Below are 20,321 nucleotides of genomic sequence, written 5' to 3'. Positions count from 1 at the left end.
GTCATCCGCGTCATCTCCGTCATCCGTGGCTCCGACCTGCGGCTTCGGCGTGACGCAGACCGTTGAGGGTGTGTCATCGGTGACGCATGCACTCCGTCATCGGTGACGCAGGTGACGCGGGGTGACGCAGGAATCGGCCGTCTGCGTCACCTCTGTCTGCGCAGGTCACCCACCGTGTATTAGGCCCGGGTGACGCAAGTGACGCAGCGTCTTTCTACTTCGGACAAAGGAGGGTGTGGTGTCGGTTGTAGTGCGCGCCTCAGAGCATGAAGAACGGGCCGCTTCGCGGCGCGTCCATTGCAGGGCGGCGTTGCCGCCGAACAGCAAGAAGAGCACGCAGCTCGGCGCCCGGGTGCTCTTCTTGCTTGTGCAGCGGTTCGCCGCCGGTCAGAACGCCGGTTCCTGCTCGTGAGACGGCGTGGCCTGGGGGCGGGCCATCTCGATGTAGCGGGCCGTTCGGGTGCGACCCCAGTCGATGATGACGCCCCGGGCGGCGAGGGTGGGTTGGAGACGTTTGAGGCGGTCTGAGAGCACTTTGCCGGTGGTCGGCCAGCCTTTAGGCAGAGGGCGGCACTCTTCGCCGCTGTAGAGGCCGGTGAGGCAGTGCAGCCACTCGGCAGAGGTCATCCGCTGCTCTGCCCCCGCCTCCAGGCCGGCGGCGTGCTTCAGCACGGTCTGAGCCAGCAGGTCACCCTCGATCACGTCGTCGTTGAGGTCGTCCAGACTGGCCCGGTAGGCGCCCAGCGCTCCCAGACCGGTGGCCGCGTCGAGCTGCGCGCACAGGTGGGCGAAGTCGGCCATGCGCAGGTCGGTGGGGATGTCAGCCTCGGCCGCACGGACCTTCACCGTGAGGTCCAGGAGAGACCCGAGGATCACGGGCAAGGCCTCTGCGTACTCCGCCCACAGCTCCGCCTCGGTGCGCCGGACCTTGGGCCGCTCCAGACGGAGCGGCAGGAGCCGTTCGGCAAGGTCGGGTCGAATGACGCCCACGTCGATGCCGGTCAGGAGCAGGGGACGGCGGTAGCGGGAACGGTGCACATCCCCGTCGGTGAACAGGGCCCGCTTGACGTTCTCGGCACCGGTGACGATGCAGCACATGGCGTCGGACAGATCCGGGTTCATGTGGGAGAGGTTGTCCAGGGCGGTGACCCAGCCGGCCGCCACCGCCGCGATCAGGTTCTCCTCGTCCTTCGGGGCGCGGCGCAGGTCGCCGCTCATGCCCTCGATGACTCGCACGAGCATCCGCCCGCCGGTGGACTTTCCGGCGCCCTGCGGGCCAGTGAGGAAGGGGGCGGGGACAGGAACGGATGGGCCGAGGCAGCCGATCAGCCAGGCGATGGCCAGGCACTCGGTTTCGGCATTGGCGAAGTTGCACAGCCTCAGCAGCAGATCGATGCCCTTGCCGTCGGTGTCCTTGACGGGCAGGGGCAGTTCCCCGGTGAGCTGGGTGCGCCGCCAGCACACCTCACGCGGGTTGGGAACGGTGATGTCCCAGCCGGTGGGGTGGATGCGGACGGACTGCCCGTCGCTGCGGCCCAGGTCCAGCCACGTCGCCCCGTCGGATCCGGGAGCTACGCGGATGTGGACGGGCTGCACGTCCTCGGTCAGCGCCAGTGCTTCGATCAGGTCCAACGCCTCCTTGAGTGCGGTCCCGTTGAACACGCCGATCCCGTCCTTGAACAGGCCGACCATGAGTTCCTGGCGGTGGCTGCCGGTGGTGCCCTGGGAGCGGATGGGGCGGGCCACGGGGTGGCCGTTGCGCTGCGCGTACACGGTGCCGTCGGCGGTGCGGAAGTACCGGAAGTGCTGCTGGGCGTAGTCGGTGATGACCTCGCGAGCGGGGCTCTTCTCGTCGTCGGCCATGGTCACAGTCCCAACGCGGAACGGGCGTTGGTCCACGCGTCAGTGCAGTGCCGCGGCGTCTCCCCCTTGGTCTGCGCGGCGGTGAACAGCCGCGTCATGTGGGCGTCGGTGAGGCAGCCGCACCGGCCGTGCGTGGACAGCACGGCGAGGAACGTCCGGTACACGGTCGCGTGCACTGCGCTGCGCGCCTCACTGATGCGCTCCACGGCCATGGCGATGCCGCGTTCCAGGAAGGCGGGCGTGCGGTGCGGGCACTCCCCGCCGCCAGCGCGTGCGGGCACGGTGACGACCTGCGACGCCGGCCGGATCGGGGAGGGCGTCTTGACGGCCAGGGCGCGTACGGCGTCTGGCAGGTCGGCCATGCGGCCGGTGCCGGGGCCGAGATAGCGCGCGTAGGCCATGGACGACTTGATGTCGACGCCGGGTCGGACCGCGTTGCGGGAGGTCATGACACCTCGGTAGATCCAGTGCTCACCGCGCGTCGTCGCCACGGTCCGTGTGGCCGGCAAGGCGGTACGGGCCCACGCGATGGCGTCCGCGTCGTCCAGGTCGACAACGGTCAGCCCGACGCCGCCGGGGTGGTAGCCGACGCAGACGGCCTCACGCCATGCCTGTGCCCACGCGGGCGAGGTGATCACCTGCGGGTCGGTGGTCGCGGCGGCCCACGCGTGGCAGGGCGCCGGGCACTGGCAGGGACCGGCGTTCCTCATGTTCGGCCGTCCGCCGCAGACATTGTTGGCGCACACACGGCAGTTCCCGAACGGCACCTTCCCCCGGCGCAGGGGCAGCACCGGCACGCCGGCCGCCACCAGGTTCAGGGCAGTGCCCAGAAGACCACGACTGTTACTCATGCCGCCGCCTCCGACGCGTTGGTGGCGGCGAGGTAGGCGTGGCCGGTCGGGCACTCGCCGGATGTCGGTCGGTTGGGTCATGCTGGGAGACCTCCACTGTTCAGTTGGATGGGTGGAACGAGGGCGGCCCCGGTTCTTGGCGGAATGGGGGGCCGCCCTTGCTGTCACTGCTGGTTGGTGGTCTTGGCCCACACGCCACGGGTGGTGCTGTGGACGTTGCGCTGGTCCTGGTAGACGGGACCCGTGTAGTGGTGGTGGACGTCCGGGGCGGGCTTGGCCCGCTTGACCAGCCGGGCCAGGGCGAGCAGGAGCGCGGTGGGGGCGCCGAAGACGAGTCCGCACACGACCGGGTCGGCGAACTGGGAGACGTACAGCAGCACGGCTGCCGTGCCGCCGACCATCGCGGTGGTGGCGCCGCCGGCGAGCATCAAGACGCTGGCGTCCGTGGCGCCCTGGCTCATCGGGGGACGGCCGGGCTGGACGACGGGCGGGGTGTGGCCGTAGGCGGGCACGGGGGTGGTGTCGCGGTAGCCGGTGGGCTGGTAGGCGTTGGCGATGATCCGGCGGGCCTCGGCGGCGGCCTCGGCGTCGCTCATCACGGCGTGCGGCTGGGTGGTGCCGGGGGCGGTCTCGGGGTGCATGCGGGCCCTTTCCGGTGCTCGGCGGGGGGTGCGGCAAGGCCGCTGAGAGGGGCTGTGGAGGGGTTGAGCAGGGGGCGTCACAGCCCCCTTTACCGGCCTTACCTTGCAGGTCAGCGGCCCTTACCTCCCCCTCTACCGGGGTAAAGAGCCCCCTCTACTCGGTAGCACTCACGGAACACAGCGAGCGACGGAGCGGAGGGGGCGGCGGGAGGGGGTGAGGTAGGGCGGGGGGTCTTTACCTGCCGACGCTCAGCAGGATCTCGGCGGGTACGGCGGCTTCGATGTCGCGACGCTGGTAGCCGGCCCCGTTGGCGCCGCTGATCTTGACCTGCTTGCTGGTCCGCTTGACGCCGGCCGCTTCGAGTTCGGAAGCGAGGCGTTCGGCGTTGAAGTCGCCGTAGACGTCTTCGTCCAGGTTGACCAGACCGGCGAGCAGGTCGGTGGTGAACATGCGCGGGGAGTGCCGCATGACCTCCAGCACGTCGGAGACGATGGCGGGCACGGTCAGCCCGGCCGCGTCGGCGGCGGCGGTGACGTCGCCGGCCGCGTCGCCGGTGAGCTGTCCGGCGGCCTCGCGCAGGGCGCGGCCCTTGCGGCACAGCGCGGCGAACGCGGGCCCGTCGAGGTAGTCCGCGCGGACGGTGACGTAGGAGGCGGGGCCGGTGACCAGCACGCCGACGCCCTTGTGGTCCTCGGACAACACGGAGGCGTCCGCGCCTTGGGCGGCCTTGCCCTTGCCCAGCACCATGTCGGAGCTGGTGCGGTCCACGACCTGGGTGGAGTAGCGGATGGTGATGATCTCCCGCAGCTTCGGCGGCACCGACTCCGCGTCCGGGCGCTGGGAGGCGAAGTTCGAGATAAACCCGGCGGCCGGTCCCCGGCGGGCGATGCGGCACAGGTCGTTGATGACCTGCTCGCGGTCCTCGCGCTCCATCGCGGTGAAGTACTCCTGCAACTCATCGATGGTGACGAAGATGACCGGCAGGTTGTACTTGACCATGATGTCGGGGGTCAGCTTGCCTTCCGGGCACACCGACGTCGGCAGGTCTCGCAGCAGCGCGAACCGGCGCTCCATCTCCGCCAGCAGCTCTTGCAGCATGGCTTTGAGCGCTTCGATCGCGTCGTCCTCGGCGCCCATGACCAGGCGGTGGGCGACGGCCTTCATGGGCATCCAGTCGGCCCCGCCCTTGCCGTCGGCGACGTAGTGCCGCACGTAGGCGTCCAGCAGACCGGCCGCCGTCAGCAGCCGCTGGGTGAACGTCTTGCCCCGCCGGGGCAGTCCGCCGAAGAACATCGACTGCCACATCACGGGGACGTTGATCCGGTTGCCCCGCGCGTCCTGCCCGAACGGCACCGCGTCCCAGATCGAGAAGCGTTCGGCCTTCTCCAGCGGGGACGGGTTCGGGGTGCCCAGGTAGGGGTCGTCGTCGGCGACCCACATCGACACGCGGCCGGCGTTGCCGCCCTTGGCCGCGCGGACGCGGGACATGATGACCTGGATCTCATCGACCCCGAGTTCCTGTGCGATGACTTCACGCTTGGCCAGCACGTCGGAGGCGGTCTTGCCGCCACCACGGGGCATGTCGAAGATCACTGCCCAGCCACGGCCGTCCCGGACCGGACCCATCGTGCAGTGCACCTTCGGAAGATCCTTGTCCTCCTTGCCGCTGCCGCTTTTGAGGAGGCCGGCGGCCCGCAGCGCGTCGTTGAGCTGCTGCGCGGACATCTCCACCTTCAGCGGCGGCGCCGCCTGGTCCAGGATGCGGGTCTCCTTCCCTCGGCCCAGGTAGGCCAGAGGCGTGACCACGGCGGCGGTGATGCCTGCCTGAAGCAGCGGCGGCGCGAGCGCGAACCCGACGGCCGCGGCGACGACACCGACGGCGGCGGCCCCGAACCGCCAGCGGCGGGTCTGGGTACGGGCGTAGTGCGCGACCTGCAACCGGGCAGCCAGGTCCACGTCTTCCGGGCGGGCCTTGACCTGCGCGCGCAGCGCCCGGACGGTCGCGGTGTGGTCCTGCGCGGACAGCGTCGGCCACAGCCCGACCGTGGCCCGGTAGAAACCGCGGGCGGCCAGCAACACGGTCTTGAACAGGTACTTCGGGGTGCGAAAGCCGTGGTAGCGGGTGTGCCACCAGGTCAGCCGGCCGAACGCGCGGACATTCGCGACGACCGACGCACGCGAGCGTGCCCAGGCGGGCAGCACGGGCGCGTCGGGGACGGTGAGCCAGTCGGCCAGCGGGTTGTCCGGCCGGTCGACGGCCTCACCCTCCGCCGCCAGCGTCTGCGCACCGGCCGGGACGGAGGTGAGGGCGGGTTTGGTCAGGTCGACCGGTGCCGCGCAGGTGCGGGCGGCCCGGTGCTCGTCAAGGTCGTGGACGGTCCCCAGCTCAGGGGCCGCCGTGGCGGGTTCGGGCATGAGACGGCGTTCTCCTGACTGCCCCAGTGGGGCGGGAAGTCTGGGCATGTCCGCCCCCGCCCGGCAGCGGCGCGGGCGGGGGCGGTCAGCGGCATTCAGCGGCGGTGGCGGCGGTGGCCGGCCTTATGGGCGCGCAGTGCGGCCTTGCACGGCGGGCACTTGCGCTCCGGGCCGTCACCGACGACCGGGGCGGGGATCACCTGGCCGCAAATGGCCCGGGTGACACCGAAGACCAGCGGCCCGCAGTCCGGGCAGTGAAAGTGCGAGTCAAGGACGGGCACGGTCCGGGACATGGTCACCACCACCCGGACGACTTCTTCGCGGCCTTGGCGGCGGCGGCCTCGTTCACGATGCGCTGCCGCTCGGTCTTCAACGCGGCGATCTCCGCGATCAGCCGGGTCTCGGCGCTCTGCCAGGCGGTGTCCATCTTCCGGTCCGCGCGGGCGGTGCCGTCGCCCCGGCGCAGGCTGCGCGTGCCGGACACGACCGCGCCCAGCACGGCGCGGCGCTCGCGGCCGTCCAGCGGCCACAGCTCTCGGTTCTGCACTGCCTCAAGCTTGCGTTCGTTCTGCTGGATCTCGCGGTCCAGGCGGCGGGTGTCGGGCTTGCCCATCACGCACTCCTCGGCGAGGTAGAAGGGGAAGCGCAGGGCACGCAGGTGCCGAGCGACAAGGGGATGACGTAGCCCGCATCGGTGCGGCACTGCGGGCAGATGCGGCGGGCGCGATTCGCCTTCGCCAGCGCCGCCCGCCGTGCCGGCGTCATCGGCCGGACGGGCTTGGCGAGGTCGACGCGGTAGAGGTAGGCGACCAGCGGGCCCCTGCGCCGGCGCGGGCGTTCGAGCTGCGCGGCCACCGGCTGACCACCCGGCCGCAGGCCCCGCGCACGGAGCTGACGGCGGGTGGCGTAGCCGTCCGGGGCGAGCCGCCACCGGTAGACCGGCAGGGCACCCATCACGCGGCCCGCTCAGCCAGCAGCGCATCTCGCAGGGTGCGCGCCTTGGCCGGTGAGACGTGCAGGGCCCGCCGGATGCCCTCGGCGGTCACCTTGGGCCAGTCGGCCGCCACGGTGCGGGCCTCGGTGAGAAGCTGCTCCGGCGTGCGGTGCACGCGCGGCGTCTTCGCCGCCTCCGGTACCCGGTACGTCGCCCGGAGCGGCCGAATCGACTCCGCCGCCACCGACCGCTTCGGCTGGATCGGGGTGACCGGGGCCGATCCGATCGGGGCCGCGAGGGCGCGTACAGGCTTGAGTGGAAGGGTCGACTTCCCGGCATCGGCGGGAACGGGATCGGGCATCGGAAGCCGGGTCAGCGTCACCTTGACCGGAGCCGATTCCGGCAGGTCAGCCACCGACTGAAACATCCCACCCTGGGGCGATTCCTCCGCATTCGCGTCGGGAGTATCGATCGGGGTGGCGGTCGGGGGCGCAGGCAGTTCGATCGGGGCGGTGAACATCTCCGCCAGGGCCGCGTCCGCGCCCGACGTGATCCGGTCGCGCTGGACGTCCAGCAGCCGCGTTCCGAGCGTGTGGTCGCCAGTGCCGACCCTGCGGGCCAGACGCCACGACTTGCGCTCGGACCACTTCCTAACACGGTTGCTGGGGTGGTTGGCGGCCACGGCCCGGTGATAGGCCAACTGCCGCACGACAGCAGCCGTACGGGCCTCGGCTTCCGCGTCGCGGCCATCGGTGTGGACGACGATCCGGCGGGCCAGGAACGCCATCCCCTCCGCCGACACACACATGCCCATCGGGGTCACGGCGTAGATCACGGTCCGGCCGGCGTCCGGCCCGGCCATCGCCGCCATCACCGACGCAGCGGCCGGCAGCGCCCACAGCCCGATCCGGACCATCCGGGGCGAGGACTGCCCCAGCATGGTCAGCCCCAGCAGGACCAGCCCCAGAACGGCCGTGGCGCCCTCACCGGCAGCCACCGCACCCAGCGCGGTACCGGTGCCGTAGGCATGCCCGATGTTGGAGAACGTGCCGTACCCGCCGATCCCGCCGACGCCGGCCATGATGACGAACGCCGCGCTCAGGACCACCGTCTGCGAGCGGGTCAGCTTGCGGTTCATGCCGCACTCCCCTTATCGATCCAGGGGGTGTAGGTGACCGGCCGCTGGGCCGTCCAGACGTTCAGCCTGTCGGCGGCGGGGCCGATGTCGTGGCCTTCCTCCAGCACACACGCCAGGACGACACCCACCTCGCGGGTCCTGTCCTGCATGAGCCTGCTGTAGGCGCGTTCGTCGGCGTCGGTCAGACCCGGCAACGGGATGTCCAGCGCGTCCCGGAGCGCGCGCAGCAGCGCTACGACCGGCTCCGGGAGGCAGTCGATCCGTACGGCCGACCCGCTCATGCCGCACCCCCGGGCAGGCTCACCGTGGCCGCGCGGTTCGCCAGCGCGGCCCGCTCGGCGAGAACGCGCTGGCGGGCGCGGCGGATGCGGCGCTCGTCCAGCTCGCTCGGCGTGCGGTCCAGGGTGATGATCTGCGCGTCCAGCAAGTCGACCTCCGCCAGGATCAGCGGCAGCTCCTGCTCGATCGCGTCCAGCTCCACGTCCGTCGGCTCCATGAAGTCGGCGAACGCCGTAACAGCGTCCTGAACAGTGACGATGTGGCTCATTGGGTCTGGTTCCTCTCACACAGGAACGGCCCGAACAGCGGCCCCGGTGTTCCAGCACCGGGGCCGCGCGCCGTTGAAGTCGGGATGTCCGGCTCCCCTCAGCGCTGCTCGTACGAGACGAGCAGCGGAGGCAACCGGCCGCAGTGAACTGCGGCGATGGGGTCTTGCAGGTGTCCCCTTCGGGGGTTCCGCACCCGTATCAGGTAGTGCGAAATGACCCCGTTGTAGGCGTATGGAGACGTGACCTTTCGGCCTAAGCCCTCCCGAATGCAAAGGGTCGGGTGCGCCCTCGGCCCGCTCTGTCCCGGGCCCCTTGACCTCGACAGAGCCGGTTGAGCAGGCACGTCAGGTCCAGCACCCTCCGATCGGTCCCACTGACCGGCGGGCACATCCCTAAGGTTCCCTAGGGTTCCCTGCGGTGTCAAGCGGTAAGGTAGGGAACCTCAGGGAAGTGACGACAAGGAGCAAGCGTCATGGCAGGCCAGGCCGACAATCGCGCCCCGTACGCCAGGATTGCCGCCCACTACGCGGAGCAGATTTCGACTGGTCAGCTACCGCCAGGGACCCTCTTGCCGAGCATCAAGAAGCTCTCTGAAGAGTGGGCAGTGAGCACCGCGACAGCGGAGAAAGCGCTGCGCAAGCTACGCAACGACGGGCTTGTGCGAGGGATTCACGGCATCGGGACCGAGGTGTTGGATCAGCCCTCGCCTATGTCGTCGGGGTCCCAGCGCCAGGACCGGGGACGCCGTACCGGCTCTAGTTGGGGGCAAGGCGAGAGGTCTGACTCTCATCAGGCGGCCGTCGTACCCGCGCCCGATGAGGTGGCCCAAGCGCTGGACATTCAGCCCGGCTCAGACGTGGTCCGCCGTAGCCGGGTCTACCGGGACCGGCACGGCATCGTCGCCCACAGCACATCGTGGATCCCTGCTCGATACGGCAAGCTGATTCCCCAGCTAGCAGCGAGCAAGCGTCTGACAGGGGGAACGTCGCTTCAGCTCATCGCCCAAGCGACCGGCCACCCGATCAGTCACCGAATCGACACCGCTTCGGCCCGCCTACTTACCCCGGAGTACGCACGGCTTTTGGAGCTTGACCCTGACAACCCGCCGGCGGAACCAGTGGTCGTCATGACGGCAAAGTTCGTGGACAGTGAGGGCAACATCGTGGAGTACGGCGTGGACCTCGGCGGTCCCGGTCGTACATGGCGCACAGAATCGGAGGTCTCCCCGTGACGCGCACTCGTCCGCCGGTCTGTGTCCTTATGGCCGGACTTCCCGGCTCAGGGAAGACGACCCTGTCCCGCACCCTCACCGCTCGCGGATTCGTACGGTTGTGCCCGGATGAAGAGATGTACCGCCGGCACGGCGTCTACGGGGTCGATTTCCCCCGGGGCACCTTCCCGACCCTCGAACGGCCAGTACTCGAAGATGTGGCCCTTGAGCTGCGAGACCAGCTCAAGGCAGGGCATGACGTAGTCGTTGACCATGGCTTTTGGACCCCGGAAGACCGGGCTAGATGGCAGGGCGTCGCCGCCGATGCAGGAGCCACCCCCATACTCGTCTACCTCGCGGCCAGCCACGATGAGCTGTGGGCCAGGGTCAGCAAGCGCAACGAACAGCACGAGAACGACCCGAACTCCATCTACTTCTCCGAGAGCGACCTACAGCGGTACCGAAAGCGGTTCATCCCCCCGCAGGCTGACGAACCGCATCTCCTGTACGACGGCGATGCAGCGGCCGTCATCGCCGCTCTGGACGGCCTCGAACCTCGCCCCGCAGGCGACTGACGCGCAGGTCAACCGGGCGACGCCCGTCTCAGTTTCCGTCTCATTCACCCCCGTCCAGAGCCGTTCACAGCGGTTCGTGCGATGGGTGAGGCGACGGGATTGAACGGGTCTGAACGGCATCGAATTGCCGTCTGACCTGCGGAGACAAACCTGCAAAGCGAGTTACGTGGGTTCGAATCCCGCCACGGCCTCCAGTGCCTTCACCAGGCAGAACGACAGGGCGGCACCCATGGAAGGGGTGCCGCCCTTCGTGTGTGCGGGGCGAAACCTCGGGGGGTCGTGGTCGTTCCTCGTGCGGAACCGAGAACCACTGAGAGACGCGGTGTCCCCGAATCTGGGTGGAGGACCACACCATGCTGACGACCACGTATGTGCCCGGCGCTCCGAACTGGCTCGATCTGGGGAGCCCGGACCCGGACGCGAGCGTCGCCTTCTACTCCGCCGTCTTCGGCTGGAGGTTCGAGTCGGCGGGCCCGGAGGCGGGTGGCTACGGCTTCTTCCGGCAGGACGACAGGACGGTCGCCGGGCTCGGCCCGCTCACCGAGGAGGGCGCGAGCCCCTCCTGGACGGTCTATTTCCACACGGCGGACGCCGATGCCACCGCCAAGGCCGTGGAGCAGGGCGGTGGCAGGGTCCGGGTGGCCCCGGTGGACGTCTTCGCCTTCGGGCGGATGGCTGCGTTCACCGACCCGGCCGGTGCGGACTTCGCCGTGTGGCAGCCCCGCGGGACCAACGGCCTGGAGGTCGTCGGCGTCCCCAACAGCCTGTCCCGGGTGGAGCTCTACACCACCGACGCCGGCGCGGCGAAGGCGTTCTACGGGTCGGTCTTCTCCTGGCAGACGAACGATGTGCCGATGACCCCGGAGCTGACGTACACGGTTCTCACCCCGTCCGGCGGTGGTGCGGAGGCGGCCCACGGCGGGCTGATGCAGCTGCCCCGGGAGAACCTCGATGCGGGATCGACGCCGGAGTGGCATCCGTACTTCGAGGTGAGTGACTGCGACGCCACGGTCGCCAGGGCCACCGAGGCCGGAGCCACCGTCATCATCCCGGTCGCCGAAGCGGAGGGCATCGGCCGCTTCGCCATGTTCCTCGACCCCGCCGGTGCCCCTTTCGCCGTCATCACGAGTGCCGCGGCCTGACCGGGCCTGGCGTCAGAGCACCCCGCCCGCCTCGTCCTGGAAGAGTTCCGTCCAGTAGTGCCAGGCCGCGTCGGGCAGGGTGCCGGTGGGGTCCAGGCTGTTGAGGGTGTGGATCATGGCGGCGGCCAGCTGGTCGTAGGCGGTCGTCGCCAGTTCGCGGGCCAAGTGAATGTCGATGGTGCGCTCGTGGTGCAGGAGCCAGATCGTGAAGGCCAGGGTGGAGACATCGGTGTTGAGGGCGTGGAGCGTCGCGTCCGGCTCGTCGAAGGTCAGGACCGCGCCCGTTCTGCCGTCGACCACCAGGCTGTTGTCCTCCAGGAGGTGGCCGAGGCGGATCAAGTGGTCGCAGTGGGCCGGGAGTTTCTCCAGGGGGTAGTCGGCGCGCTCCTGCGTGAAGTACTCCCGCAGCGTCGGCAGCGGGACGTCCGCGTCGGTGCGGAAGAACACCGCCTCTTCCGGCAGCCCCGTCTCGCGCAGGAAGCGGCGCGTCGGCTCGTGCGTGAGCGTTCCGGGGAAGTCGACCTCCTCGAAGCGGGCCACCCGGCCGTGGCCGAACTCCTGGTCCAGGACGCGCGCGGGGACGTCCAGGGTGAGGCCGGAGGCCCCACCGAGCCGGGCGACCAGGGCGAGGGGGCGGATCACGGCCGCCGCCTTCCAGTACGGCGGGACATCGCCGTCCGTGTCCTCCTCGAAGAGCGCGAGGAGGCGGCGGGTGGCCTCGGCGACCGTCCTCGGGCCGTAGTGCCCCGCCAGGGAGGCGAACCGGCCGCGCAGGCCGGCCAGTTCCTCGGTGACCGCGGCGAAGCGCAGCAACGTGGTCAGGCAGGGTGCGAAGGGGCGCTGGCCGGACGGGTCGAAGAGATAGGCCGTCGTGATCTCGCCCGTGGCACCGTCGAGCAGGATCGACTCGCGCTCCATGCCGGCCGGGGTGAGCAGTTCGCCTATCACCAGGCGGCCCCGCAGCTCCTCCGCCAGGCGGAAGGGGGCGTCGGCGGCGTCGGCGAGCGTGCGCAGGCCGTGCCGGCGGAGCGGGGAGAAGGTCAGCAGGTCGGTCCGGGCGGGCAGGCCGGCACCGGTGAGCAGGCCGCGTGTCGGCGCGTGCGTGACATGCCGGCCCAGCTCCGCCTCGGTCAGCGTGATCGCCGGAACTTCGGCGTCGGTCGTGCTCATCGCTCCCCCGCGATCTTCCCCGTGCGTGCCAGGCGTGCGCACACCGTCGTACGCGGCCCCCGGGCAGGTGCCCCACTGCTCAGGACACTACGCCGCCCCACTGACAACGGCCCTCACCAGGAAGGACGTCCGGCGGGCCGGGCCCGTTGCGTGGCCGCGCGGATCTCTGCGGCCGGCGCCGGGGCCACGTGAAGCGGATGCCGCCCAGCGCCACGGCAGGCGCCGCCACGGCGAACACCAGGATCCGCAGGATCAGCTTGCCGACGCCGGGCGGCGGTTCCTGGCGCGGCTCCCCGCCGGCGTGCTCACCGGTCCGTGACCACGGCCGCCTGCGGGCGGATCGGGAGGCGGTTGACCGGGCGGCCGGTGGCGGCGCGGACGGCGGAGGCGATCGCCGCCGGGGCCGTCACCACCGGGACCGCGCTGACCGACTTGGCGCCGAAGGGGGCGACCACGTCCCGTTCCTCGACCAGTTTGACGATCCGGACGTCGGGGGCGTCCAGGGCGGTCGGGAGGGCGTAACCGGTCAGGTCGGGGTGGCGGATCAGGCCGCGCGGGGTGCGCAGGTTCTCGGTGAGGGCGATGCCCACGCCCTGGGTGACGCCGGCCTCGATACGGGCGGCCAGCTGGGCCGGGTTGAGGATCCGGCCGACGTCCTGGGCGACCGCCAGCTCCACCACCCGGACCGAGCCCAGCTCGACGTCGACGTCGACCACCGCGCGGATCGCGCAGAACGCGAGGCCCACGAAGGCGTCGCCCTGGCCGGAGGCGTTCAGCGGCTCGGTGGGGTGCGGGCGGCACTGGGCCGTGGCCCACAGCTCCTTGCCCTCCATCGCCTCGGTGACGGTCGTCGAGAGGACACCGTCGTACGAGGTGATCTTGCCGTCGGTGATCTGGAGCAGCTCGGTGGACATCCCGAACTTGTGCGCCAGGGGCTGGAGCAGTTGCGTGCGGACCATTTTGGCCGCCCGCTCCACCGCGCCACCGGACACCCAGGTGTGCCGGCCCCGGCAGCCCGCGCCGGCCGGCGGCTGGTCGGTGTCGACGGGGGCGACGTGGACCTCCTCCACGCCGAGGGTCTCCTGGACGATCTGCCGGGCCAGGGTGGTGAAGCCCTGCCCGGTCTCCACGGCCGCGCACAGCACGGTCGCGATGCCGTCGTGGACCTTGACCGTCGCCGTGGACACCTCGTCGGCGCCCTCCGCGCCCAGCATGTGGACCATGCCCAGGCCGTAGCCGACGCCCCGGCGCACCGCGCCCGGTTCGCCCGCGCCCTCGGGGCCGCCGGGCAGCAGCCACTCCTCCTCGGGCGCGTCCTTGGGCAGCGCGGGCAGCGGGAAGTCCCGTACCGCCTGGAGGAGTTCGGCGACCGGTGCCGGGCAGGTCACCGTCTGGCCGATCGGCAGGACGTCACCGGTGGCCAGGACGTTGCGCAGGCGCAGTTCGGCCGGGTCCAGGCCGAGCTTCTTCGCCAGCTTGTCCATCTGGGCCTCGTAGGCGGCGCACACCTGCATGGCGCCCTCGCCGCGCACATGGCCGGAGGGCGGGTTGTTGGTGCGCACGGCCCAGCCCTCGATGAAGGCGTTCGGGACGACGTACGGGCCGCACGCGAAGGAGACGGCGGCGGCCAGGGCCTCGGCGGAGGTGTCGGCGTACGCGCCCGCGTCCAGCAGGATCTGCGCCTCGACCTTGACCAGCTTGCCCTCGGCGTCGGCGTGGTGGCGGTAGCGCAGCAGGGTCGGGTGGCGGTGGGCGTGGCCGAGGAAGGACTCCTCGCGCGTGGCGGTGAGTTTCACCGGGCAGCCGGTCCTGAGCGCGAGCAGGCCGAGCGGCAGCTGGAAGCCCGGGTCCTCGCGGTCCGCCGTGGCGCCGGGCACCCCGGTGACGACGATCTTCACCCGATCGGGGGACAGCCCGTAGCAGGCGGCGGCGGTGTTGCGGTCGGTGTGCGGGTCGGTCGAGGCCAGGTACAGCTCCACCCCGCCGTCGGGGCGCGGCACGGCGAGGCCGGCCTCGGCCCCGATCGGGGCGGGGTCCTGGCGCCCTATGCGGTACAGCCCCTCGACCACCACGTCGCCGACCGCCTCCGGGTCGCCGTGGTGCAGCGGGATGTGCCGGATCAGGTTTCCGTCGGGGTGCAGCGACTCGGCCTCGAAGGACTGCTCCGGGTCGGTGACGGGGTCGAGCACCTCGTACTCGACGATGACGGCCGCGGCGGCCATCCGCGCGGTGTCCGGGTGGTCGGCGGCGACCGCGGCGATGGGCTCGCCGTGGTGCCGTACGACCTCGGAGGCGAACACCGGCCGGTCGGGCGTGCCCCGGCCGTGACGGGGCGTGCCGGGCACGTCCTCGTGGGTGATGACGGCACGGACGCCGGGCATCTCGCGCGCGTGGGTGGTGTCGATGGAGACGATGCGCGCGTGCGCGTGCGGGGAGCGCAGCACGGCCGCCCAGAGCAGGCCCTCGGCCCACAGGTCGGCCGCGTACGGGAAGGTGCCCTCGGTCTTGGCGCGGGCGTCGGCGTGCGGCAGGGAGGAGCCGAGGCCGTGCGGCAGCGGCTCGGCCTCGGGGGCGGGTTCCGCGGCGGTGGTCGCGGTGCCGGCTTCGTTGCTCACGCCTGGCCTCCGTCCTGGCCGTAGTGCTGGTCCTGCGGTCCCGGCGGCGCGCCGTACGGGTCCGGCGTGTCGCCGTACGCCCCGCCGTGTGCGTCGTAACCCTCCGGGGCGGTCTGCGGGGTGTCGAAGGCGCCCGGCGCCTCGAACGCCGACGGGTGGACACGGCCGGAGCCGGGGCCCGCCTGGTGCGGGATACGTGCCTCGTCCATGTCCGTCTCGGGGCCGGCCAAGGTCGCCTCGCGTTCGGCGACGACCTCCTTGACGGCCTCCACGACGCCCCGGTAACCGGAGCAGCGGCACAGGTTGCCGCACAGGGCCTGCCGGGTCTCCAGCTCGGTCGGCGCCGGGTTGCCCTCCAGCAGGTCGTGGACGGTCATCGCCATGCCCGGCACGCAGAAACCGCACTGAACGGCACCGCACCGGGCGAGCGCCCGCTGGACGTCGGAGGGCTGTCCGTCGGCGGCAAGCCCCTCGACCGTCCGCACCTCGCTGCCGGCCGCGGTGGCCGCCGGGACCAGGCAGGAGGCCACCAGGCGGCCGTCGACCTGCACGTTGCACGCCCCGCACTCGCCCTGTGAGCAGCCGTCCTTGGCGCCCGCGAGGCCGAGCCGTTCGCGCAGCACGTACAGCAGGGACTCGCCGATCCAGGCGTCGGTGACCGGGCGGTCGGTGCCGTTGACGCGCAGGACGTAGGAGGCGAGGGGGTGGTCGTCGTGCGGCGAGAGCGGCACGGACGGCTGCTCGGCACCCTCGGCGGCGCCCTCCGGCCCGGGCACCGGGCTCTCGGGGGCACCGTCACGGTCGGGCAGGGCCGCTTCGTCCGGCACGGGCGCGTGCGCCGGCGCGGCCGGGTCGGTGGACGGCGAAGCCGCGGGAGCAGCGGCGGCGTCGGCTCGGTCGCCGGCCGCTGCCGTGGTGCCGGGCGTTCCCGCCGAGTCGTCGGGCACCACCGGGCCGGCCGGGTCCGCAGCGTCGTCGGCTGCCGCGGCGTCGTCGGCTGCGGCCGGGCCGTGGGGTGCCGCCGTGCCGTCCGTGGCCGGCGTTGTCGCGGGCTGCGGGGCGGCGGCGGGGTCCATGGGCCGGTCGTGGTCCGCGGGGCCGTCAGCGGGGCGTCCAGGGGCCTCGGTGAGGCCATGGGCGTCCGCGTCCGGCGCCGTACCGGGCTCGGCGTGCTGGTGCACGTCCGGGAGCGGCTCGGCGGGCGCGGTGTGCGTGACGATGCCCTCGGGCGTGTCGGCCCCGTGCCCGGCGTGACCGGCGTGCTCGGCGTGACCGGGTCCGGCCGGACGGAAGTCGCCGTGGCCGTCGTCCGGATGCCCGGCACCGACGTGCGCGGCACCGGTGTAACCGCCGTCCGCAGGCCCGCCGTCGGCATACCCGCCGTCCGCATGCCCGGCACCGGTGTGCCCGTCCTGCGCGGCCCCGTGCCCGGCCTCGGCGTGCTCCCCGTCCGCGGGCCCCGCCTCCGGCTGCCCGGTCCCCCCGCGGCCGTGGTCCGCGTGACCGGCCGGGCCGCGCTCGTACCCGCCGTCAGGGCCGTGGCCGCCCGCCGGGACGTACCCGTCCTCGGACGCGTACCTGTCCTCCGACTCGTACCCGTTCTCCGGCCCGTACGCGTCCTCCGATCCGTACCCGTCCTCCGGCGCATACGCGTCGTCCGCGGCATACGCGTCGTCCGTGGCGTGCGCGTCCGGTGCCGACGGCTGCGCGCCGCCCGCCGGGTGGGCGCCGGTGTGGTCCGGGAGGGCCGGGTGGCCGGGGTGGCCGGCGGCGGGCCGCGGGGCGGCCGGGGTGTCCCAGGAGCGGCCCGCGCCGTCCGTCGCCCAGGGCGCCGGCGCACCGCCGGGCAGTGTGGCCGGCGGGGTGCCGCCCCACTGCTCGACCAGCGAGGACGTGGTGTACTCGCCGGACTCGTCCGGAAGGTCGCCCCCGGCGACGGGGATGGACCACTGCCCGGTGACGTCGTGCCCCGGGGCGGCCGGGGCCGCGGGCTCCTCGAAGGTCCAGTGCTGGGTGGCACCGGGCTGGTACGTGAACCGGTCGTCCGCGGTCTGCGGCGGGGCCGGCATGGCGTTCGGGTCGGGCCACTGACCGCCGCCGGGCGCGGGCCAGGCATCCGTGGCGCCGTCGGCGTGGGTGGCCGTTATCTGCGGCGGCACATAGCCGTGTCCGGGCGCGGCCAGCGGGCTGTCGCCGGACAGCAGGGCTTCGATGCCGCCTTCGGGGAGTTCGACGAAGGCGGTGGCGCCGTCGTCGTAGTCGCCCTGCGGCAGCGGGTTCCAGCGTCCGCCGCCCTGGGGCGTGCCCTCTCCGTGCTGGTCGTCGGTCACGACAGCGCCCTCCCCAGTGCTCGTCGGGCCAGCGCGGCGACGGTGCGCCGCAGGTGCAGTACGGCGGGCGGAAGCGGGGTCACCGAGCCGTCGGGCTCGGGGGCCGGGTCGGGGATGCAGGCCGCGGCGACGTACTCCCCGAAGGCGTGCAGGGCCTCCGGGACGAGGGCGCGGTCGTTGTCCCAGTCGATGAGCCGCGCGACCCACTGCTCGGCCTCCAAGGGCCTGAGCGGCATCGGTGCGATGGCCCCGACGGCGCAGCGCACACCGCGCCGGGCGGGGTCGAGGACGAGGGCCACGGAGGCCAGCGCGCGGCCCGGGCCGGTGCGTCCGGTCGCCTTCAGGAAGACCTGCGGGGCGTGCAGCAGCGGTACGCGCACGTAGCCGATGAGCTCGCCGCCGCGCAGCATCTCCATGCCGGCCAGCAGGTGCGACACCGGGATCTCCCGGCGGGCTCCGCCCGGGCCCGCGATGATCAGCGTCGCTTCCAGGGCGGCCAGCACCGGCAGCGCGTCCCCGGTGGGGGCGGCCGAGGCGATGTTGCCGCCCAGGGTGCCCGCGTTGCGGATGTGCGGCGGGCCGGCGGCGCGCGCGGCGGCGGCGAGCGCCGGGATCAGGGCCGCGAAGTCGGGGCGGCCCATCCGCGCGTGTGTGAGGCCAGCGCCGAGCAGCGCGTGGCCGTCCAGGTACTGCCAGCCGCGGATCTCGTTGATCCGGCCGAGGCCCACCAGCGCGGCGGGCCTGAGCTGGCCGGAGTTGACGGCGGCCATCAGGTCGGTGCCGCCCGCCACGGGGACGGCGGTGGGCATGGCGGTGAGGGCCGCCACGGCCTCGTCCAGTGTCGTGGGCAGCGTGACGGCCTGCGCCGCCTGCGGTACGTGCGTGGTCAAACCGGCTGCCCCTTCCCGCTGCCCCACCTGGTCCCGCCTGTGTTGCCGTACGGTACGTGCTGACAGGGCGGACGACGCAACTCTGGCACATCTTCGCAACGCCCGGACGCGGGGGTGCGCCAGGAGACGTTCGCCCACCTCACCGGGGGGATGGTCCGTTTTCGCACGGCATCACCGGTGCATACCGATTGCCACTCTTCGGTGATCCTGCCGGGGTTTTTCCGTTACCTGTTCGAGGGTTCGGAAGGGACCCGTTCGAGGGTTCGGAGGGACCCGTTCGAGGGTGCGGGAGGGCCGCTCGCCGATGACCGGCCGGAAACGGCCGTCGTTCAGCGGACCGGCGGCGGCCCGTCGACCGGGCGGCCGGCCACGCCGGGGCGGCGCTGCCAGGGGCGGGGCCCGGTGGGCGGCCGGTAGCCGACACCGAGGGCGTCAAGTCGCCGGTAATGGGCGGCCATCCGGCGTTCGAAACCGGCGAAGTCCCGTTCCGCCGGGGCGGGCAGCGGGCTCCAGGCGACCTCGGCGAAGGCCGCGAGCCGGGGGAAGGTCTGGTAGTCCACGCGTGCGGTGTCCTCCAGCACCTCGGTCCACACGTTGGCCTGGGTGCCCAGCACATGCCGGGCCTCCTTCTCGGTGAGCCCCTCCGGCACGGGCTCGAACCGGTAGACGTCCTCCAGGGTGCGCACGAAGCCGATCGGCACGGGCTCGTCCTCGCCCGGGGCCTGACGGTGGTCCAGGTACACGTACTGCTCCGGGCACATGACCACGTCGTGGCCGGCCCGCGCGGCGGCGATGCCGCCTGCGTAGCCGCGCCAGGAGGAGACGGCGGCGCCCGGCGCGAGCCCGCCCTCCAGGATCTCGTCCCAGCCGATGAGGCGGCGCCCGCGCGCGGCGAGCCAGGCGTCGAAGTGCCCGATGAACCAGGCCTGGAGCTGGTCCTCGCCGGTCAGGCCGAGGTCCGCGATGCGGGTCTTGGCGGTCACGGACCCGGTCCACTGCTCCTTGCGGCACTCGTCGCCGCCGACGTGGACGAACCGCGAGAACGCGGCGGCGTCCGCGGGAAACAGCTCCAGGACCTCCTCGAAGACGCCCTCGTAGAAGCGCAGGGTGGTGTCGGTGGGAGCCAGTACGTTGGCGGAGATGCCCCAGGTGTCCCAGACGGAGAGGGCGGTGGTGTCGATGACGTCGGTGTTGCCGAGTTCCGGGTATGCGGCGATGGCGGCCTGCGAGTGGCCCGGTACGTCGATCTCCGGGACGACGCTGATATGCCGCTCGGCCGCGTAGGCGACGATCTCCCGGATGTCGTCCTGGGTGTAGTAACCCCCGTGCGGTTTCTGCTCCCACAGCGGTGAGGCGCGGTGGCCGAATTTCGTCCGCGGGCGCCAGGAGGCGATCTCGGTCAGTCTCGGGTACCGCTTGATCTCGATCCGCCAGCCCTGGTCGTCCGTCAGGTGCAGGTGGAGGACGTTGAGTTTGTGCACGGCCATCAGGTCGAGATAGCGCAGCACACCTTCCTTGGGCATGAAGTGCCGGGCCACGTCGAGGAGAAGTCCGCGCCAGCGGAAGCGGGGGGCGTCCTCGACGGTCCGGCAGGGGACGCCGAGGGCGGCGTCCGGCCGTACGGGGGCGCGCCGGAAGGCGTCGGGGCCGAGCAGCTGGCGCAGGGTCTGCGCGCCCCAGAACACGCCGGCGGGCCCGCCGCCGCGCAGCTCCACGCCCCGGTCCGCGACGGCACTGAGCCGGTACGCCTCGGGTTCCAGCGTGTCGTCCAGGAGCAGCCGCACCGCGTCGCGGGCGTCCCGCGGCCCGGGGCGCAGCGGCAGCCCCAGAGCCGCGCCGAGCGTGGTGCGCAGCCAGCGTTCGGTGCGTTCCGTGCCGGGGCCGGCCCACAGTGTGGTGTCGTGGCCGAGCGGTACGGCGGACCCGGACGGGGCCTCGACGGCTCGCGGCGCCGGAATCAGGTCCACGACATCAGCCCCTCACCCGCGTTGCATGCAA

The 20,321-nt window shown here is 72.3% G+C and carries 17 protein-coding genes; 3 read left to right on the top strand and 14 right to left on the bottom strand.

What is annotated here, in order from left to right; all coding sequences use genetic code 11:
• Positions 1-387 precede the first annotated feature (387 nt).
• The 9 genes from ACZ7DL_RS17270 to ACZ7DL_RS17230 all read right to left on the bottom strand — a co-directional run bounded on the left by ACZ7DL_RS17270 (position 388) and on the right by ACZ7DL_RS17230 (position 8,390).
• Positions 388-1,863, bottom strand: coding sequence for an ATP-binding protein (locus ACZ7DL_RS17270; RefSeq protein WP_470775002.1), 1,476 nt, complete (start codon positions 1,861-1,863; stop codon positions 388-390).
• A gap of 2 nt (positions 1,864-1,865) precedes the next feature.
• Positions 1,866-2,714 carry a bifunctional DNA primase/polymerase gene (locus tag ACZ7DL_RS17265; protein WP_470775001.1) on the bottom strand — a complete coding sequence of 283 codons (849 nt, stop codon included), beginning with the start codon at positions 2,712-2,714 and terminating at the stop codon, positions 1,866-1,868.
• 164 nt (positions 2,715-2,878) lie between these two features.
• Entirely contained in the window at positions 2,879-3,355 is a 477-nt protein-coding gene (locus ACZ7DL_RS17260; RefSeq protein ID WP_470775000.1) for a hypothetical protein, read from the bottom strand.
• Between the two features lie 235 nt (positions 3,356-3,590).
• Positions 3,591-5,771: an FtsK/SpoIIIE domain-containing protein gene (locus ACZ7DL_RS17255; RefSeq protein WP_470774999.1), complete on the bottom strand. Its 2,181-nt coding sequence runs from the start codon at positions 5,769-5,771 to the stop codon at positions 3,591-3,593.
• Between the two features lie 295 nt (positions 5,772-6,066).
• On the bottom strand, positions 6,067-6,384 hold the full coding sequence (locus ACZ7DL_RS17250) for a hypothetical protein (RefSeq protein ID WP_470774998.1): 318 nt from the start codon (positions 6,382-6,384) through the stop codon (positions 6,067-6,069).
• Positions 6,384-6,725 (bottom strand): RRQRL motif-containing zinc-binding protein, encoded by a 342-nt coding sequence (locus ACZ7DL_RS17245; protein WP_470774997.1) that lies wholly within the window; start codon positions 6,723-6,725, stop codon positions 6,384-6,386. The genes ACZ7DL_RS17250 and ACZ7DL_RS17245 overlap by 1 nt, the downstream gene beginning before the upstream one ends.
• Entirely contained in the window at positions 6,725-7,843 is a 1,119-nt protein-coding gene (locus ACZ7DL_RS17240) for a conjugal transfer protein (protein WP_470774996.1), read from the bottom strand. The genes ACZ7DL_RS17245 and ACZ7DL_RS17240 overlap by 1 nt, the downstream gene beginning before the upstream one ends.
• Positions 7,840-8,124, bottom strand: coding sequence for a hypothetical protein (locus ACZ7DL_RS17235; protein ID WP_470774995.1), 285 nt, complete (start codon positions 8,122-8,124; stop codon positions 7,840-7,842). The genes ACZ7DL_RS17240 and ACZ7DL_RS17235 overlap by 4 nt, the downstream gene beginning before the upstream one ends.
• The gene (locus ACZ7DL_RS17230) at positions 8,121-8,390 is read right to left on the bottom strand and encodes a DUF6284 family protein (protein WP_470774994.1); all 270 of its coding nucleotides are present in this window, start codon (positions 8,388-8,390) and stop codon (positions 8,121-8,123) included. Before ACZ7DL_RS17230 ends, ACZ7DL_RS17235 begins: the two co-directional genes overlap by 4 nt.
• A 473-nt stretch (positions 8,391-8,863) precedes the next feature.
• Here ACZ7DL_RS17230 and ACZ7DL_RS17225 point away from each other — a divergent pair, with 473 nt between their 5' ends.
• From ACZ7DL_RS17225 to ACZ7DL_RS17215, 3 genes are all read left to right on the top strand, one after another.
• Positions 8,864-9,622, top strand: a complete 759-nt coding sequence (locus ACZ7DL_RS17225; RefSeq protein ID WP_470774993.1) for a GntR family transcriptional regulator — start codon at positions 8,864-8,866, stop codon at positions 9,620-9,622.
• Complete coding sequence (locus ACZ7DL_RS17220; RefSeq protein ID WP_470774992.1) at positions 9,592-10,176, top strand: P-loop nucleotide/nucleoside kinase family protein; 585 nt, start codon at positions 9,592-9,594, stop codon at positions 10,174-10,176. Before ACZ7DL_RS17225 ends, ACZ7DL_RS17220 begins: the two co-directional genes overlap by 31 nt.
• A 353-nt stretch (positions 10,177-10,529) precedes the next feature.
• Positions 10,530-11,318 carry a VOC family protein gene (locus tag ACZ7DL_RS17215; protein WP_470774991.1) on the top strand — a complete coding sequence of 263 codons (789 nt, stop codon included), beginning with the start codon at positions 10,530-10,532 and terminating at the stop codon, positions 11,316-11,318.
• Positions 11,319-11,330: 12 nt separating this feature from the next.
• Here the strand turns inward: ACZ7DL_RS17215 and ACZ7DL_RS17210 are convergent, their stop codons facing one another.
• From ACZ7DL_RS17210 to ACZ7DL_RS17190, 5 genes are all read right to left on the bottom strand, one after another.
• A complete protein-coding gene (locus ACZ7DL_RS17210; RefSeq protein WP_470774990.1) occupies positions 11,331-12,488 on the bottom strand; it encodes an SUKH-4 family immunity protein in 1,158 nt (385 codons plus the stop codon).
• Positions 12,489-12,793: 305 nt separating this feature from the next.
• On the bottom strand, positions 12,794-15,103 hold the full coding sequence (locus ACZ7DL_RS17205; protein WP_470774989.1) for a xanthine dehydrogenase family protein molybdopterin-binding subunit: 2,310 nt from the start codon (positions 15,101-15,103) through the stop codon (positions 12,794-12,796).
• Entirely contained in the window at positions 15,100-17,433 is a 2,334-nt protein-coding gene (locus ACZ7DL_RS17200; RefSeq protein ID WP_470774988.1) for a 2Fe-2S iron-sulfur cluster-binding protein, read from the bottom strand. The genes ACZ7DL_RS17205 and ACZ7DL_RS17200 overlap by 4 nt, the downstream gene beginning before the upstream one ends.
• Positions 17,430-18,323, bottom strand: coding sequence for an FAD binding domain-containing protein (locus ACZ7DL_RS17195; RefSeq protein WP_470774987.1), 894 nt, complete (start codon positions 18,321-18,323; stop codon positions 17,430-17,432). Before ACZ7DL_RS17195 ends, ACZ7DL_RS17200 begins: the two co-directional genes overlap by 4 nt.
• Before the next feature lie 329 nt (positions 18,324-18,652).
• On the bottom strand, positions 18,653-20,290 hold the full coding sequence (locus ACZ7DL_RS17190; protein ID WP_470774986.1) for a beta-N-acetylhexosaminidase: 1,638 nt from the start codon (positions 20,288-20,290) through the stop codon (positions 18,653-18,655).
• Between the last annotated feature and the right edge of the window lie 31 nt (positions 20,291-20,321).

It is taken from the genome of Streptomyces sp. NPDC036984, from assembly GCF_055607665.1.
Note: the sequence above shows the minus strand (reverse complement) of the source record. Positions and strands in the feature narration are given on the sequence as shown.